General features: G+C 58.7%; 10 protein-coding genes. 2 read left to right on the forward strand and 8 right to left on the reverse strand.

Annotated features, from left to right (window positions below):
* Positions 1-2: 2 nt before the first annotated feature.
* Positions 3-839 (forward strand): NAD-dependent epimerase/dehydratase family protein, encoded by an 837-nt coding sequence (locus JNX03_RS16625; protein WP_203210111.1) that lies wholly within the window; start codon positions 3-5, stop codon positions 837-839.
* Between the two features lie 52 nt (positions 840-891).
* Here the strand turns inward: JNX03_RS16625 and JNX03_RS16630 are convergent, their stop codons facing one another.
* The 4 genes from JNX03_RS16630 to JNX03_RS16645 all read right to left on the reverse strand — a co-directional run bounded on the left by JNX03_RS16630 (position 892) and on the right by JNX03_RS16645 (position 8,736).
* The gene (locus tag JNX03_RS16630; protein ID WP_203210112.1) at positions 892-2,019 is read right to left on the reverse strand and encodes a cupin; all 1,128 of its coding nucleotides are present in this window, start codon (positions 2,017-2,019) and stop codon (positions 892-894) included.
* 12 nt (positions 2,020-2,031) lie between these two features.
* Entirely contained in the window at positions 2,032-2,664 is a 633-nt protein-coding gene (locus JNX03_RS16635; RefSeq protein WP_203210113.1) for a helix-turn-helix domain-containing protein, read from the reverse strand.
* Between the two features lie 76 nt (positions 2,665-2,740).
* Positions 2,741-5,317, reverse strand: coding sequence for a DUF3131 domain-containing protein (locus JNX03_RS16640; RefSeq protein WP_203210114.1), 2,577 nt, complete (start codon positions 5,315-5,317; stop codon positions 2,741-2,743).
* Positions 5,314-8,736, reverse strand: a complete 3,423-nt coding sequence (locus JNX03_RS16645) for a glycosyltransferase (protein ID WP_203210115.1) — start codon at positions 8,734-8,736, stop codon at positions 5,314-5,316. The genes JNX03_RS16640 and JNX03_RS16645 overlap by 4 nt, the downstream gene beginning before the upstream one ends.
* A 739-nt stretch (positions 8,737-9,475) precedes the next feature.
* On the opposite strand from JNX03_RS16645, the gene JNX03_RS16650 reads away from it, so the two are divergent.
* Positions 9,476-10,012 (forward strand): hypothetical protein, encoded by a 537-nt coding sequence (locus tag JNX03_RS16650; protein ID WP_231024312.1) that lies wholly within the window; start codon positions 9,476-9,478, stop codon positions 10,010-10,012.
* Between the two features lie 59 nt (positions 10,013-10,071).
* Here JNX03_RS16650 and JNX03_RS16655 read toward each other — a convergent pair whose 3' ends face one another.
* The 4 genes from JNX03_RS16655 to JNX03_RS16670 form a co-directional block, all read right to left on the reverse strand.
* Entirely contained in the window at positions 10,072-11,217 is a 1,146-nt protein-coding gene (locus JNX03_RS16655) for an iron-containing alcohol dehydrogenase (RefSeq protein ID WP_203210116.1), read from the reverse strand.
* 4 nt (positions 11,218-11,221) lie between these two features.
* Positions 11,222-12,598, reverse strand: coding sequence for an aldehyde dehydrogenase family protein (locus JNX03_RS16660; RefSeq protein WP_203210117.1), 1,377 nt, complete (start codon positions 12,596-12,598; stop codon positions 11,222-11,224).
* 105 nt (positions 12,599-12,703) lie between these two features.
* A complete protein-coding gene (locus JNX03_RS16665; RefSeq protein ID WP_203210118.1) occupies positions 12,704-14,056 on the reverse strand; it encodes a glutamine synthetase family protein in 1,353 nt (450 codons plus the stop codon).
* A 57-nt stretch (positions 14,057-14,113) separates the two neighbouring features.
* Complete coding sequence (locus JNX03_RS16670) at positions 14,114-15,145, reverse strand: TRAP transporter substrate-binding protein (RefSeq protein ID WP_203210119.1); 1,032 nt, start codon at positions 15,143-15,145, stop codon at positions 14,114-14,116.
* Positions 15,146-15,171: the final 26 nt, after the last annotated feature.

A 15,171-nucleotide genomic window follows, 5' to 3' on the forward strand; every position in this document is an offset into this window, starting at 1 on the left:
GCATGAAAAAACTCGTTTTGACAGGCGCCGCTGGCCGCCTTGGTTCCTACCTCCGTGAACCGCTGACCCAGATGTGTGATGAACTGGTCTCGACCGACATCGTGGAAGATATCGGTAAACTCTACCCCGGTGAGACCTACATGAAGGGTGATCTGGCCAGCCTTGATGACATGCTGCGTGTTCTCGAAGGCGCGGATATGGTTGTGCATATGGGCGCCTACGCGGACGAAGGCCCGTTTGAAGAACTGCTCGGTCCCAATTTCATCGGGGCCTATAACATCTGGGAGGCCGCATACCGCCAAGGTTTGCGCCGCGTGGTTTACGGCAGCTCTATCCATGCGGTTGGCATGCACCCCAAGACCGATTTTATCGGCACCGACGCGCCGCACCGCCCGGATACATTCTATGGTCTGGCCAAATGCTTTGCTGAAGATCTGGGCAGCATGTACTGGGACAAACGCGGGCTGGAAAGCGTACATATGCGCATTTTGTCCTGTGCACAGGTGAACAACGCACGGGCACTGGGATCATGGCTGTCTTATGATGATCTGATCCAACTGGTGCAGCGGTCGATCGACACGCCGGTGACGGGCTTTAGCGTGGTTTATGGCGTGTCCAACAATGACCGCGTTCCAGTGGACAATTCGAAGGCGTCCTTCCTCGGCTACCGGCCCAAAGACAACGCCGAACAATTTGCCGAACAGGTGCTGGCGGACACACCGCCGATGGACAACCAAGACCCCGGCAACATGTGCCACGGCGGCCCATTTGCCTCGGTCGAGCTGGGCAACAGCGGCGTGGCCTCGATGAATATCGTGAACGACAAAAAAGAAACCTGATCAGATCGGGTCGGCTGAATGAAAGGGCCGCCTCACGGGGCGGCCCTCTTTCTTAGGTCTCGTGGACCGTTGTTCCAAAGGATGACGGTAGAGTTACCTCGATCAGCTCGCAATCGGCGGATGGGTTGATATAGCGGGTCTTCAGGAACGGCGGCAGGACAAAGGCATCCCCCGCAACCAGATCATGTGTTTTGCGCCCCTCGCTGTCGGCCTCAAGGGTCAGGCTGCCCTCTTTGACAAAGGTGAACAGGATATCGGTATCATGGCTTGTCCACGCGTCCTGCGCATCTGCACTGGGGCGGCTGACCTGTACACCCGCGATACCTTGGGTGGCCCCACCAATGCCCGTGTCCCGCGCTTCCCATCCTGGTACACGCCAGGGGGTCCATGTCGCCTGATCCTCGCGGTGGTGTACAAATTTGGTGCCGTCCCACTCGCGGTCAGGGTTCGCGGGGCCGTTGGGCAGCTCCATCTCGTGGTCAATGGTGGTGATATGTTCCGCAGGCACGCCGATCTCCAACACCTCGACGTTGTCAGATGCTTCAAGCACCCGGTGGCGGATCTGCGGTGGCTGGATCACGCAATTGCCGGCCTCAAGGATAAATGGATCACCGTAGTCCTCATAAACCAGCCGCACCCAGCCGCGATAACAAAAGATCAACTGAAATCCGACGGTGTGATAATGCACCATATCCGGCACCGGCCCGCCATCGGGAATGCGGATATGGCTGGCGATGATCGACCCGCCCAGACGGTCGGTGATCAGATCGCGATAGCGCATGCCTGCACGGCCGATGATCCAACTGTCGCTGTCGGCCAAACGGCGCACCATAAATGAATGCCGCGTTTCCGGGATCACCAGCGGCGGATTGGCATCCTGTATCTCGACCTGATTGCCGTTGGGCGAGGTGACGATAGTGCCCACACCGCCCAGATCATCCGGGGCATCGCAGTAGAGTATGACCTTGCCCGGCGCGACCTCTGCCCCGCGTTCAAGCCGCAACCGCAGACCATGACCGGACACCACCGCCACAGCCGGATCATCGGCGGGATAGATTGTATCCAGCCGGAAGCCCAACTGGCCAAGGAAAAACGGCATCTCTGTTTTCAGATCTTGCACAGGCAGGACCAGTTCGGCGCTGCGGATCGCCTCGGGGGTGAGCTTTGTTTCGGCGTTCATTTAGCTGGCCTTTCAGGAGGGGGAGGAGGAGACAGGCGTATCAACGCCCAGATCGGGTTCGGCGGAATTGACCACCAGAATGCGGGCGGGCGTGCCATCAGGCGTGAGATAGGCATGCGCCATGCCTGCGTCGAAATAGATGGAATCTCCGGCGTTCAGGCGCAGGGGGGCGTAATGCTCTGAATGCAGGATCAACACGCCGTCCATGACGAGCAGGAATTCTTCGCCGCTGTGACTGGCCATGCCGCCGACCTGATCCAATGTGGTGGCGGTTACAACGTCCATGGCTGGGTGCATTTTCTTGTTCGACAGATCGGCGGCCAGAACGGTAGAGGTGAACCGCGCCGTATCAATCTGCCGGCCATCCCCGGCGCGGGACACCGACCGGATGCCGCTGCGGATCGGATGGGCAGCAGGCTCATAGAATGCAGTGATATCGACGTTCAGTGCTTGGCTGAGGATATAAAGGTTATGGGCAGAAACCAGCGTTTGCGCGTTTTCCACCCGCGACAGGGTCGCGTCTGAGATGCCGGTGATGTTGGCAAGTTTTGCGAGCGAATACCCTTGAGCCATACGAAATTCGCGCAGCCGTGTGCCAATGCAAAGATCGGTGTCATCTACAGGTGAATTGTCCAGTTGTGCCAAATCAGATCCCTTCCGGTTTGGAGGGAAGAATTACATATCTGTAATATCACTGCAATAGTGAAGTCGATGGGTGGCGTTACTGGCTTTTGGCGTTGCGCATGATCTGGGCGATGGATTGCAGGATGATCGCATTGGTATTGATGTCGGCATAGGTTGCCGTCGCCTTGCCTGTCTCGCGATAGATGCTGGAGGCAAAGCCGTTGTCGGTTCTTGCCCGTTCGCGCACATAGTCCACCAACAGATCGCAATAATCGTGGTTCTTGTAAGCCGCCCAAAGGTAAGCGGCCTTGGAACTGACCACATGGTTTTTCTTGCGGAACTCGGGGGAGCGGTGTTCGGGCAGGCTGGCGACTGTGTCGGTGGCCCAGATCCGCCCAGGCGCGTCAAACTGGATTCCTTGATAGGTAAACCAAGGTGCGCGGTCGATAGGCCCCTCTGACACACAGGTCAGGTTGCCGGTTTCGTCATATTCCTCTAGTTGCGCGGCAAAAAGCACATCCGCAAGGTATTCCGATTCCGGTGACATCCCCAGTTCAATCGCTTCGAGCAGCAGCGGTTCTGCCCCCATCGGCCCGATGTGACCGCCCACTTCCAACAGGGCAATCCGGCCATCCGTTTCACTTTTGCCGTCAAGCACCTCATAGGGCGAGCGGACCTCAAGCCCCCAGGTGCGAAAGGCCCAAGCCGCGTAATGGGCACAATGCGAGCGGTAAGTCGTGGTCTCGACCCCATCGGTCACGTTGTAAATCACGCCATCCTTGATCACCTTGTCCAGATCCCAGGATCGCACGGTTGGCTCAGCCCGATCCTTGGTGGCGCTGTGGGTGTCCAGATTGTAAAGCGCGGCCATGAGCCGTCCGGCATCGCAGCCATCAAAATCCTTAACGCCCCATTTGATCCTGTCCGTGGCGATCCACCCCTGCGGCAGCAATCGTCCCTGCGATTTACGGCCCGCGATGTTGGGCAGGATTTTGCGGATAGCGGTTTGAAACGCCTTGTCGGTGATCAGCGACAGCTCGTTGGCGGCGACCAATGCGTTGATCTGGCTGCCTACGTCCCACATCGTGACCGCTTCGTGCAGGGTGGAGCCGCTGCCGGAGAAATTGACCGTTGCCGGGCATAGGCCGGTCCGCCGGTTGGTCCATTTCTCAAAATAGCGCCAGGCGGTCTTGGCGTCTTCCATCAGTTGCGCGTGACTTTGACGGCCCTGCGCCCGATCAGATCCACGGGCGCGACCCGCATAGGCAGCTGTCCGGCGAAAGTGGTTCAGGTAGGCATCGGTTGGGGTAATCCCGCGCACATATTCGGGCAAGGTCACAGGGCGGGTGATCCCGTCATCGGCCAATTGCAGCAGAGCCTGCTTCAGGATTTTCCGCTGCGGCGCGTTTTGCAGCACCTGATCCGAAATCAGGACAGTGAAATCCTCGGTGCCATAATCGGCGCGGTCCAATTCGGCCAATTGGGCGGGCGCGTTGATGATCTCTGCGGGGACAACCATGGTGTTGTCTTCGGTGATCCCGGCGGCACGGGCCGTGCTGCGTGGGCGAAACTCGACGCCCATGCCAAAGCTGTTACGATCCGCGTTCAGCGCGGCAGGGTCCAATTTGGCGGATCCGGCAAGGTAGTGTTGCACGGGCAGGATGGGCAGCACCGCTTTGGTGCGCTGAATGTCAATCCAATAGCCGGTGCCGTCACGATCCGTCTGGCCAGTCTCGACCGCCTCGCCAAAGCTGGAGGGCAGTCCAGCGTTGAGCAGATCAAGCCGGAAATCAGTGAGAATGGCCCGTTCCACCGCCGTTGATCCGGGGGAGGCCATAAAGTGCAACGCCATCTTGCGGTTGTAGCTATAGGCATCGCGGAACTGCACGTCAGAGGCCAAGATCGGGCTGACCCATGTGTCGCCATCAGGCTGCATCACAGCCGTGGCAAATTGGGCGGCAAGGTCGGGCAGATCAGCGGCAGGGAGGGCGGCCAGATTTTCAGCTGACAGGTACAAGACCCGTTCACCAGGGTTGGCCGGATCGTTCTGCAATTGGGCCGCAGTGTCGGTCAGTTGTACCCGCTTGCCCCCGATCAGACGCACCACCCCGTTGTCCCATGCCTGAGATTGCACCGCAGCGCTGGCGTTTGCAGCCGGGCGCATCAGGACATTGCGGATACCGCTGGTTCGGACGCCGGTGGGGGGCAGCGCGTTTTCGGCCATGTCGCAGGCCACAGCACGAGGGCGGAACCCTGCGGACTGGCCGTCGCGATCGCCCCAAAGGGCATCAAACAGGCGGTGCTGCGCGTCATAGGCGTCGCGGGATTGGAAATGCGCGGTCCGGTTGGCCAGATCGGGGAGCACAGGCAAGAGGTCGATCAATCCGGGCAACCGTCCCCGCATATCACGCAGCAGGGCCGCCACCGGATGATCCACACGCAGCGGACCTGCCTCAGGATGTGCCGTTTCAACAATGCAGCTGATTGGCACACCCAGACGGATCAACCCGTCCATCGTCGCCGAAAGCCTGTCTGCGTCACTGGCCGCCGAGAGACCGTCAATCACAACAATCGTATTGCGCGATTTGCTGAGCGCCTGCGCCATGGTGCCGGGCAGAACCAAGGCCAGCGGCAGGGCGCTGCTTGCTTTTAGAAAACTGCGGCGGTTCATCATGACTTTCTCGTCTGGTCGAACTGGAAACCGGCGCGTTGCGCATGGCCCCATTTGGCAAGTGATCCCGTGGTGGCACGCCAAAGGGCGCGGATCACCGAAATGTACAGCAACTGGCGATAAAACAGGCGCTGCATCGGGATAAGCCACAATAGACCGCGATCTTCTTTCGGGTCCAGCTTGAACGCCAGCAGAACGGTGAACAGCTCAAGCAGCGGCAAGATCAGATAGGCCAGCAACAGGCTTGGCGGGACGGCCGTTGTCACCGCAGGTTCTGTACCGTTGATCCAGCCCATGATATAGCCGCCCGCAAGGATCAGCAGGAACAGATCCGCCAAGGGCGCCAGCAGCGGCATCAGATAGCCAAAGATCGCCAGATCGGGCAGGGAAATCAGGCCCAGCTTGCGCCCCTCGACCACAGCACCCAGGTGTTTCCATCCAGCTTGCATCATACCCAGCGACCAGCGCAGACGTTGGGTCAGCAAACCGGACACGGTGGCAGGCGTTTCGGTTTTGGCCACGGCGCGGTCTTCGTAGATCACGCGATAGTTGGACCGGATTACGGCCATGGTCATGTCGGCGTCTTCGGTCAGGGTCTCAGTCGAGAAGATCCCCGCCTCCATCAAGGCGGTGGTCCGCCATGCGCCGATGGCACCGGGCACAACGGTAATCGCGTTGAGGTATTCCTTGGCGCGGCGTTCCACGCTTTGCGCGGTGATATACTCCAGCGCCTGCAGACGGGTCAGCAGGTTGTTGCGGTTGCCCACGACAACACGGCCCGCCACCGCGCCGATATCGGGATCGCTAAAGTGACCGGCCAGCAGCCCCACCGCATCCGGCGCAATCTGCGAATCCGCATCGATGCAGATCAACACGTCGCTTTCGGTCTCAAACAGGGCCCGGTTCATCGCTGCGGATTTGCCGCCGTTCTTTTGGGTCAACACCGTCACATTGGGAAGAGTGTCGTAAGGCAGCGCCTTGGCGTATGTGTCATCGGTTGATCCGTCATCCACCACTATAATATCGAAATAGGGGTACTGAGACTGCAACACCCGTTCAATACACTGGGTGATCACATGCGCTTCGTTATAGGCCGGGATCACCACGGTCACGCTGGGCACATCTGCGGCATAGCTGGCCACATGGCGTTTGCGGCGGGACGTCAGGAACAACAAAAGCAGCCCCCGGAACAGGCCAAGGCCAAAGACCGACCAGAACGTGATCTCCAACACCGACCAGCTGTTGCCAACCGCCTTAAAGGACACGCTGCTGAACGCGGTGCTGATCCCGTCCACATGCGGCATGAGTATTTCCGGGTTGGTGTCGAGGAAATCCGCGATAGAAGTGAACTCATACCCCTTGGCCCGCAGATCCGCGATCAGGATTGGCAGGGCCGCAACGGTCTGGCTTTGATCGCCACCACCATCATGCAACAGAACAATACCGCCGGCATTCTCTTCGACCTGGCGAACCACTTCGGCCGCCAGTTCCTCGGCAGAGGTGGTCAGCCAGTCGCGCGGCACAATATCCATGCCAGTGATGATATATCCCGCCTCTTCCAGCGGCAGCAGGGATGCCACTTCCTTGGAGGTGATCGGCCCGCCGCTGCGCATATAGGGCTCACGATACAGGCGCATGCTGCGCCCGGTGATGCCGTTGACCAGCAATTGCACCGAATTCACCTCAACCGTCGCACGGGAGGCAGAAATGTCATTCATATGCGGGTGCCAATAGGTGTGCGAACCCAGCTCGTGACCGTCTTCGATGATCCGGTCAATCAGATCAGGGTTCTGCAGCGCATTGTGACCCAGCACAAAGAACGACGCAGGCGTTTTGGTCTCTTTGAGGATATCCAGCGTCTCGGTGGTGTAGTTGCGCACCGGTCCGTCATCAAAGGTCAAAACCACCTTGTTGGGGGCGCCGCGCCCATAGAGGCGTACGCTGGCCGGGCGGGCCATGCTGTCATGTTGCACATCCAGAACCTGATTTGTCTGGGGGTCCAACACGACCTCACGCTGCCCAATCACCGGCATGGACAGGGGCGCAACAAACGGCCCCGCACCAATGCGGTTTACGTAGTTGGTAAACACAACGTTGCTCAGCGTATCGCCATCCAGCGGGGTGTCATGCTGCGCCTGATCCAGAACAGCCCAGAGACCGGGGTCTTCATAACCAAGATTCCATACACCAACGCCGCGAACGCCGCGCTTTTTCAGCCACTTCATCTGATTGTGGGCAGAGGCTGCATCAAGAATCCAGCTGCGGTGCTGGCGGCCCTTGTCATCCACATAGATCGCCTGTGACGCACCGGCCGCAGGGATGAAGGTCGGCTTGGCGTCGGCCTCGGCCAGCGCTGATGCCATTTGCGCATAGGGCATCGTGTTGGGCTTGGCCCGGCCCGAAACCCAATCCACCGAAAAGGTGCCAAGTGCCAGTACCAGCTTGTCTTCGGCAACGATGTCTTGCACCGCGGTCACACGCTTTTCAAACCAGTCACGTGCAGCAACCGGCCGCGGGGCGGAGCCGACCCAGGGCTCTTCAAAGCCCTTAACAACAACCAGATCGAGAAAATGATCTGTGACCACCAGGTTGGCGTCTTCAGTGGTGCCGGAAATCACGGCGCAGGACTGGAGGCCCAAATCGGACATCCGGCTGGCGAAGGGGCCAAACACCTCTGCCAAGGCGGCACTGCCTTTTGCTGCAATCAGACTGGCATCAATGCAAAGGCCCACCGCCTCGTCGCTCTTGGCCAGGTCGTCAGCAAAACCAGACAGTGCCGCCGCCACCGCGCGGAGCCCCCTCGCGGTTTCGAAATAGGAATAGCTTGATGGATCAAAGCGCAGGATCGGCAACACCTTCACCCGGCCTTTTTGCTGCGCCACGTAACCGCGCACGGCTTCGCGTGCGTCATCGGCCAGACCGCCGACGCGCAGGGCGTCTTGTTCGACACGCAGGTCGAACCACATCGGCATGACCACATCCACAACATCGCAGCTTTCGTTCAGAGACGCTGGAGATTCAACCAGATGGCTGGGCACAACCGCATAAACGCGCTGGGCGTTTTCTGAGGCAGGTTTTTCCTCCGCGATACAGCGATACTTTGAGGTCTCCTGAAGCGCATAGCGTTCAATCGCAGGCAGAATGCCGCCTGAACCGTGCGCGTGGCTGGCGTGATCATGGGTGCCAGTTTGATGAAATTCACCTTTGAGCGTGATAATCTCGTCCGGCAGCGCCGCCTTGATCCCGCGTGTCGAGACCAGTGAAATGGAAAACACCACCAGCCAGATCAACACGGCGGCGAACAATGTCATCGCCGACAGCAATACCCGCGACCGGCGCCGGTTGCTGGGGTCCAGAAACACCCTGTCCGACTTGCCACGTGCAACGCGGGTCTCGGTATATGAACGCGCAAGGCGGCTCATCCACGGGATCCTTTGGTATTGCAAACTGTTGTCGTCATCGGGCGGCAGCCTTTGGTCTACATGTCAAAGACCGGACAAACCCTGAGCCGCGCCAGCAAAGCGCCGTCCAAAATCTGTAGCCCGGTCCATTTGGTCTAGTTGGTTGCAATACCCCCAGGTCCTGCCTTATCGGCAGTTCCGCGCTGGCAGTGCGCGCTAGGTCGGTCTGGCCACCCTCCAGAAAGACCCACTAGAATTCTGATCTCAATTCGCGGGAAATCCGCCAATGTTGAAGAGAATGAGCTTAGTATATGTCTAAAATTGGGCGAGTCATCAAACGGCACATTTTCGGCCTAATTTACTGGGTAATGTGGCACCATTGTTTCTGAGGCGTGATTTATCCGCGCAATCGGCCAAGATTATTGAATTGGGAAAACCGCTAAAGTTGATTCTGGCCAATTTGAAACAGCCTTTGGCTGAAAGTTCCGCGAATTTGTCATGTGATTCTGTAAAAATGGCCGGGTAGGGTTTTCTGGCCCGTTTGCCCGCAAAAGCAATCATCTACATGGTTAACCATTTGTGACCGCAGGGTGCGGCCTCTGGTATTGGGGCGTTCTGGCCGGGTCAAATACAGGCTGTCGCCCCTCGACCTGCGGCGGCGATTAACAGCATGTTAGAAAATCTGGCTGAGGTTTCGAAGGCGTCCGGCGGCCAATCTAAACGCGCCGTCGGTCCCGAAAAACCAAAGAGGATCAACCAGATGCAGATCAAGAAAACCTGTTTGCAGGTCACGATGGCGCTCGGCCTGATGCTGGGTGCAGGGGCTGCGCAAGCCGAACAGCAATTCAGCGCATTTTTGACCGGTTACAGCTATTGGGACAACACGCCGCGCGGCTCAACCGCGATTGCGCGGCCGGTATTGCACAGGGGGGCAGGGGGCACCGGCACCTATGCGGATCCGGTGACGCTGGCGGTCGGGCACGTCAAACGTGGCGGCCGCAGTATCATGGATTTCCCGGCTGGCACGCGGTTCTATTTTCCGCGCCTGCGCAAATACGCCATTGTCGAAGATCTTTGTGGCGATGGAAACGCGCCCCAGAACGGCCCCTGCCACAGTGGATACAAAGGGTACGTCTGGCTTGATATCTATGTGGATGGGCGACGTGCGGGCAATGCGGCTGCCAATCAATGTATGCGCCGGCTGACGGGCATTCAGCGGGCCATCATCAACCCCAAACGCAACTATCCGGTCGAGAAAGGCGCGATCACCGAAACAGGATGCCGCGTGTTCCGATAGGCCAGCAAAAAACGGTCAGGCGCAGTGGCACCTGACCGTTCTGTTCTCTGGACCGTGGTTCAAACGATCTGCAAGAGCAATTTGCGGGTGTTTTCCTCGGTCATCTCAACAGGGTTGCCACCGGTGCTGGGGTCTTTCAAGGCACCCGCGACGATCCGGTCGATGTCGGGGTTTGCGATCCCCAGCTCGCCCAGATTTCGCGGCACTTGGAACAGCGCGTTGAAATCATCGACAAACGCGCAGAACCCGTCAAAGCCCCCGTCGATATCCAGATAACGCGCCGCCTTATCAAAAACGCCGCGGATGGCGGGCGCGTTGAACTTCAGGACCGCCGGCATGCAGACCGCATTCGTGGTGCCATGGTGCGTGTGGTACATTGCGCCAATCGGGTGCGACAGGGCGTGGATTGCGCCCAAACCCTTTTGAAACGCGGTCGCGCCCATCGCCGCGGCGGACATCATATGCGCCCGCGCTTCAAGGTCAGCGCCGTCCGCATAGGCGCGGGGCAGGTATTCCTTGACCAGGCGCATACCTTCCAGCGCCATGCCCTGGGACATCGGGTGATAATGCGGTGATGAAAATGCCTCAACACAATGGGCAAAGGCATCAAGGCCGGTGCCTGCCGTGATAAACTGCGGCATGCCCACAGTCAGCTCCGGGTCACAAATCACCACGCTGGGCAGGAATTTGGGATGGAAAATGATCTTCTTCTCTTCGGTCTCCGAATTGGTGATCACAGAGGCGCGGCCCACTTCGGAGCCGGTGCCTGCCGTGGTCGGCACCGCCACGATCGGCGCGATGGCATCGGCATCGGCGCGGGTCCACCAATCGCCAATATCCTCAAAATCCCACAAAGGGCGCGTTTGACCGGCAAGAAAGGCCACCAGCTTGCCCAGATCAAGGCCAGAGCCTCCGCCGAAAGCCACCACGCCATCATGGCCGCCCTCGTTAAAGGCTTTCACACCCGCTTCGGCGTTTTTCTCATTCGGGTTTGGATCAACATCGGCAAAAATTGCCCGCCCCATGCCCGCCGCCTCAAGCAGATCCAGCGTGCGGGTGGTGATCTCCATGTTTGCCAGACCGCGATCCGTGATCAGCAGCGGCTTGGAAATGCCAGCGGCCTTACAAGCATCGGCAATTTCAGAAATGCGCCCCGCACCAAAGCGGACGGCGGTGGGATAAGACCAATTTGCAGTGAGCGTCATCGGATCAGGCTTTCTTTAGGTGATATGATTTGGGCCGTGTCAGGTTGTGATAGCCGATGATCGACAATCCCCCGCCACGACCGGTGTCTTTGCAGCCGGTCCAGCACAGACCGGGATCAAGGTAATCAGCGCGGTTCTGGAACACGGTGCCGGTTTCGATCTGATCGCCAATGGCCATGGCGCGGGCGGTGTCCGCCGTCCAGACAGAGGCCGTCAGACCAAAGTCGCTGTCATTCATCAGTGCAATGGCTTCGGCGTCATCCTTGACCGGCATGATGCCCACAACCGGGCCAAAGCTTTCCTCGCGCATCACCCGCATGTCATGGGTCACGCCCGTCAGGATCTGTGGCATCAGATAGGCACCGCCATCTTGCGGAAAATCCGCCGGATCAATATGCGCTTTGGCGCCGGCAGCAATCGCCTCGGCGGTTTGGGCACGGACCTCATCGGCAAACCGAGCCTGAGCCATCGGGCCAAGCGTTGTCTCCGGATCCAGTGGATTGCCCAGCTTGTACCCTTTCACAATCGCCACGGCCTTTTCGACAAAGCTGTCGAAATGCTGCTCTGCCACATAAATCCGTTCGATCCCGCAGCAGCACTGCCCTGCGTTGAACATGGCCCCGTCAATCAGGGTATCCACCGCCGCGTCGATGTCCGCATCGTCGCACACATAACCGGGATCCTTGCCGCCCAGCTCAAGCCCGATACCGGTGAAGGTGCCAGCCGCTGCCGTTTCAATCGCTTTGCCGCCCCCGACAGATCCGGTGAAATTCACAAATCCAAAGCTTTTGGCGGCAATCAGGTCTGATGTGGTCTGGTGGTCAAGAAAGACATTTTGGAACACGTCCTCAGGCACACCAGCGGCATGAAAGGCTTGCGCCATCCGTTCACCGACAAGCGGCGTTTGGGAGGCATGTTTCAGCATCACGGTATTGCCCGCGATCAGGGCCGGGGCGACCGTGTTGATGGCCGTCATGAACGGATAGTTCCATGGCGCGATCACCAGAACAACGCCATGGGGCACCCGCTTGATCAGGCGGCGAAACGCTCCGCTGTCTTCCAGCTCGATATCGGCAAGCGCCTCTTCGGCGATCTCGGCCATATAGCTGGCCCGTTCATTGAAACCACCGAATTCACCGCCATAACGGATGGGCCGGCCCATCTGGTGGGCGATCTCCGGCACGATCTCTTCGTTCATCTCGCCGACCTTGGCCACACCGGCCATGACCAGATCAATCCGTTCCTTGAGCGGCCGCGCAGCCCATGCAGCCCCCGCTGCTGTGGCGCGGTCCACGGCAGCCTTGGCAGCCTCGGCGGTCAGGGCAGGGCGCTCGGCATAAACCGACCCGTCAATGGGCGAAATACAGGTGATTGTACTCATGTCTTGTCTCCGAATCTCGGCAGCGCCGAAGAGGATGTTTCACAGGTAAAGAAGGCAGCACTGCCGCCCGATAACGTTGGCGCGGGGCCCGTGCAAGCCGCGCGATCAGGCCCGCTCGAACCCGCGGGCGATTTCCCAATCCGTCACCACGCGGTCGAACTCTTCTTGTTCCCATTCGGCGCAGCGGGTGTAGTGATCGATCACGTCATCGCCCATGGCTTCGCGCAGGAATTTCGAATTGCGCAGGGTCTCTGTCGCGGCGCGCAAGGTTTGCGGGATGTCTGCCGCTTTAGCGTCTTCATAGACATCGCCGGTGGTTGGGGCGGGCAGGGTCATCTTGTCTTCGATGCCCTTGATCCCGGCAGCCAACATGGCCGCTTGCGCCAGATAGGGGTTCAGATCGGATCCACCGATCCGGCATTCAACGCGCACGCCCTTGGTGCCCTCACCGCATAGACGGAAACCGGCGGTGCGGTTGTCCACGGACCAGACGGTTTTGGTCGGCGCAAAGGTGCCTTTTGAGAACCGTTTGTAGCTGTTCACATAGGGCGCAAGAAAGAAGGTGTAGTCCGGCGAATAGGCAATCAGCCCGGCCATGTAGTGGCTCATCAATTCGGACATGCCCAGCTTGGCCTCGGGATCAAAGAACGCGGGCTTGCCATCGACCCAAAGAGATTGATGCACGTGGGATGAACTGCCCACCTTGGTATGATGCCACTTGGGCAAGAAGGACGCGGCATGGCCATGTTGCCAGGAGATTTCCTTGATCGCGTGTTTGGCAATCGAATGGTAATCGGCACAATCGAGCGCGGCGGAATAGCGGATGTTCAGCTCTTCCTGACCGGCCTCGGCCTCCCCTTTGGAGTTTTCAATTGGCAGACCAGCGTTGAACAGATGGTTGCGGATCGGCCGCATCACGCCCTCTTCCTTGGTGGTCTGGAAAATGTGGTAATCTTCGTTGTATCCGCTGATCGGGGTCAGATCGCGGAACCCGTTTTTGCGAATTTCGTCATAGCTTTGCTCAAACAAAAAGAACTCAAGCTCGGTTGCCATCATCGCGTCAAAGCCAAGCGCCTCAAGCCGGGCAATCTGCTTTTTCAGGATCGCGCGGGGCGAATGAGGGACAGGTTCATGGGTGTGGTGATCCAGCACATCACAAAGCACCATTGCCGTACCTTCAAGCCAAGGCACCGGGCGGATCGTGTTCAGGTCTGGCTGCATGACATAATCGCCATAGCCGCTTTCCCAGGAGGTCGAGGCATAGCCATCAGGCGTGGCCATCTCGAGGTCGGTGGCCAGCAGATAGTTGCAGCAATGGGTCTCTGCGTAAGAGGTCTCAACGAAATTCACCGCGTGAAAGCGTTTGCCCATCAGGCGGCCCTGCATATCCACAAAGCATGCCAGCACGGTGTCGATGCTGCCATCCGAGACGCGGGCTTTCAGATCGTCGAAGTTCATGTGATCCCTTTCAGATAGAGGCGTAGGGTGGAGACTATCCCCACCCTACGTTGAGTTTTAGCCGTAACGGTACGGACGGCCAGCTTTGACCATGTCTGCGTTGTACTTTTTGAAGATATCAACAACACGGCGTTTGACGTCGCTTTCTGCTGCGATCTCTTCCCAGAACTCCTGGGCGGCGTTCTCGACCGTGGCCCATTCTTCGTCCGGGATGGTTGTCAGCTTCAGCTTGTCGCCGTTGACGCGCAGGTTGGCTTCGCCGCCCCAGTACCACCATTGGCGATAGTAATGCGACTGGTCACAGCAGACCCGGAACAGGGTTTGCAGATCTTCAGGCAACTCGTTCCAGCGATCCATATTGGCAAAGAATGAACCCGCCCAAGCGCCAGAGATGTTGTTGGTGAGGAAGTAGTTGGTCACATCGGCCCAGCCAACGGTGTAGTCTTCGGTGATGCCCGACCACGCGATCCCATCCAGCTCGCCGGTTTGCACGGCCACTTCGATGTCTTCCCACGGCAGGTTCACAGGAACCACGCCAAACTGGCTGAGGAACCGGCCCGCGGTTGGGAAGGTAAAGATGCGCTTGCCATTCAGGTCGGCAAGGCTGTTGATCGGATCTTTTGTGGCAAAGTGGCAAGGATCCCAAGCCCCGGCGGAGATGTGTTTGACGCCAACTTTGGAATATTCTTCATCCCAAATTTCGTTCAGGCCGTACTGGTTAAACAGCACCGGCACATCGAGACTGTAGCGCGAGCCAAACGGGAAATAACCGCCAAATACCGTCACTTCGGTGGGCGATGCCATGCTGTCATCATCGGATTGCACGGCGTCGATTGTGCCGCGCTGCATCGCTTGGAACAATTCGCCCGTTGGAACCAGCTGATCGGCATAGAACAGCTCGATCTGCATCCGGTCGCCAGCGATCTGGTTGAACATCTTGATCGCAGGATCGATGACTTCGGCGGCCAAAGCAGCGCCGGCATAGGTCTGCATGCGCCATTTGATGGTGCTTTGTGCCAGCGCAGGTGTGGCCAGCGCGGCCGGGCCCGCAATGGCGGCCCCTTGGATAAACTTACGTCTTGTGGTCATGGTCGTTCTCCTTGTTGAAGGTTACA

This window comes from Sulfitobacter mediterraneus (assembly GCF_016801775.1).
In the GTDB taxonomy this organism is placed as follows: Bacteria; Pseudomonadota; Alphaproteobacteria; order Rhodobacterales; family Rhodobacteraceae; genus Sulfitobacter; species Sulfitobacter mediterraneus_A.

Coding starts and splice junctions, on each gene's coding strand:
- JNX03_RS16640 (WP_203210114.1), bottom strand. CDS start 5,317: ATGATGAACCGCCGCAGTTTTCTAAAAGCAAGCAGCGCCCTGCCGCTG.
- JNX03_RS16660 (WP_203210117.1), bottom strand. CDS start 12,598: ATGAGTACAATCACCTGTATTTCGCCCATTGACGGGTCGGTTTATGCC.
- JNX03_RS16650 (WP_231024312.1), top strand. CDS start 9,476: ATGCAGATCAAGAAAACCTGTTTGCAGGTCACGATGGCGCTCGGCCTG.
- JNX03_RS16655 (WP_203210116.1), bottom strand. CDS start 11,217: ATGACGCTCACTGCAAATTGGTCTTATCCCACCGCCGTCCGCTTTGGT.
- JNX03_RS16625 (WP_203210111.1), top strand. CDS start 3: ATGAAAAAACTCGTTTTGACAGGCGCCGCTGGCCGCCTTGGTTCCTAC.
- JNX03_RS16665 (WP_203210118.1), bottom strand. CDS start 14,056: ATGAACTTCGACGATCTGAAAGCCCGCGTCTCGGATGGCAGCATCGAC.
- JNX03_RS16630 (WP_203210112.1), bottom strand. CDS start 2,019: ATGAACGCCGAAACAAAGCTCACCCCCGAGGCGATCCGCAGCGCCGAA.
- JNX03_RS16645 (WP_203210115.1), bottom strand. CDS start 8,736: ATGAGCCGCCTTGCGCGTTCATATACCGAGACCCGCGTTGCACGTGGC.
- JNX03_RS16670 (WP_203210119.1), bottom strand. CDS start 15,145: ATGACCACAAGACGTAAGTTTATCCAAGGGGCCGCCATTGCGGGCCCG.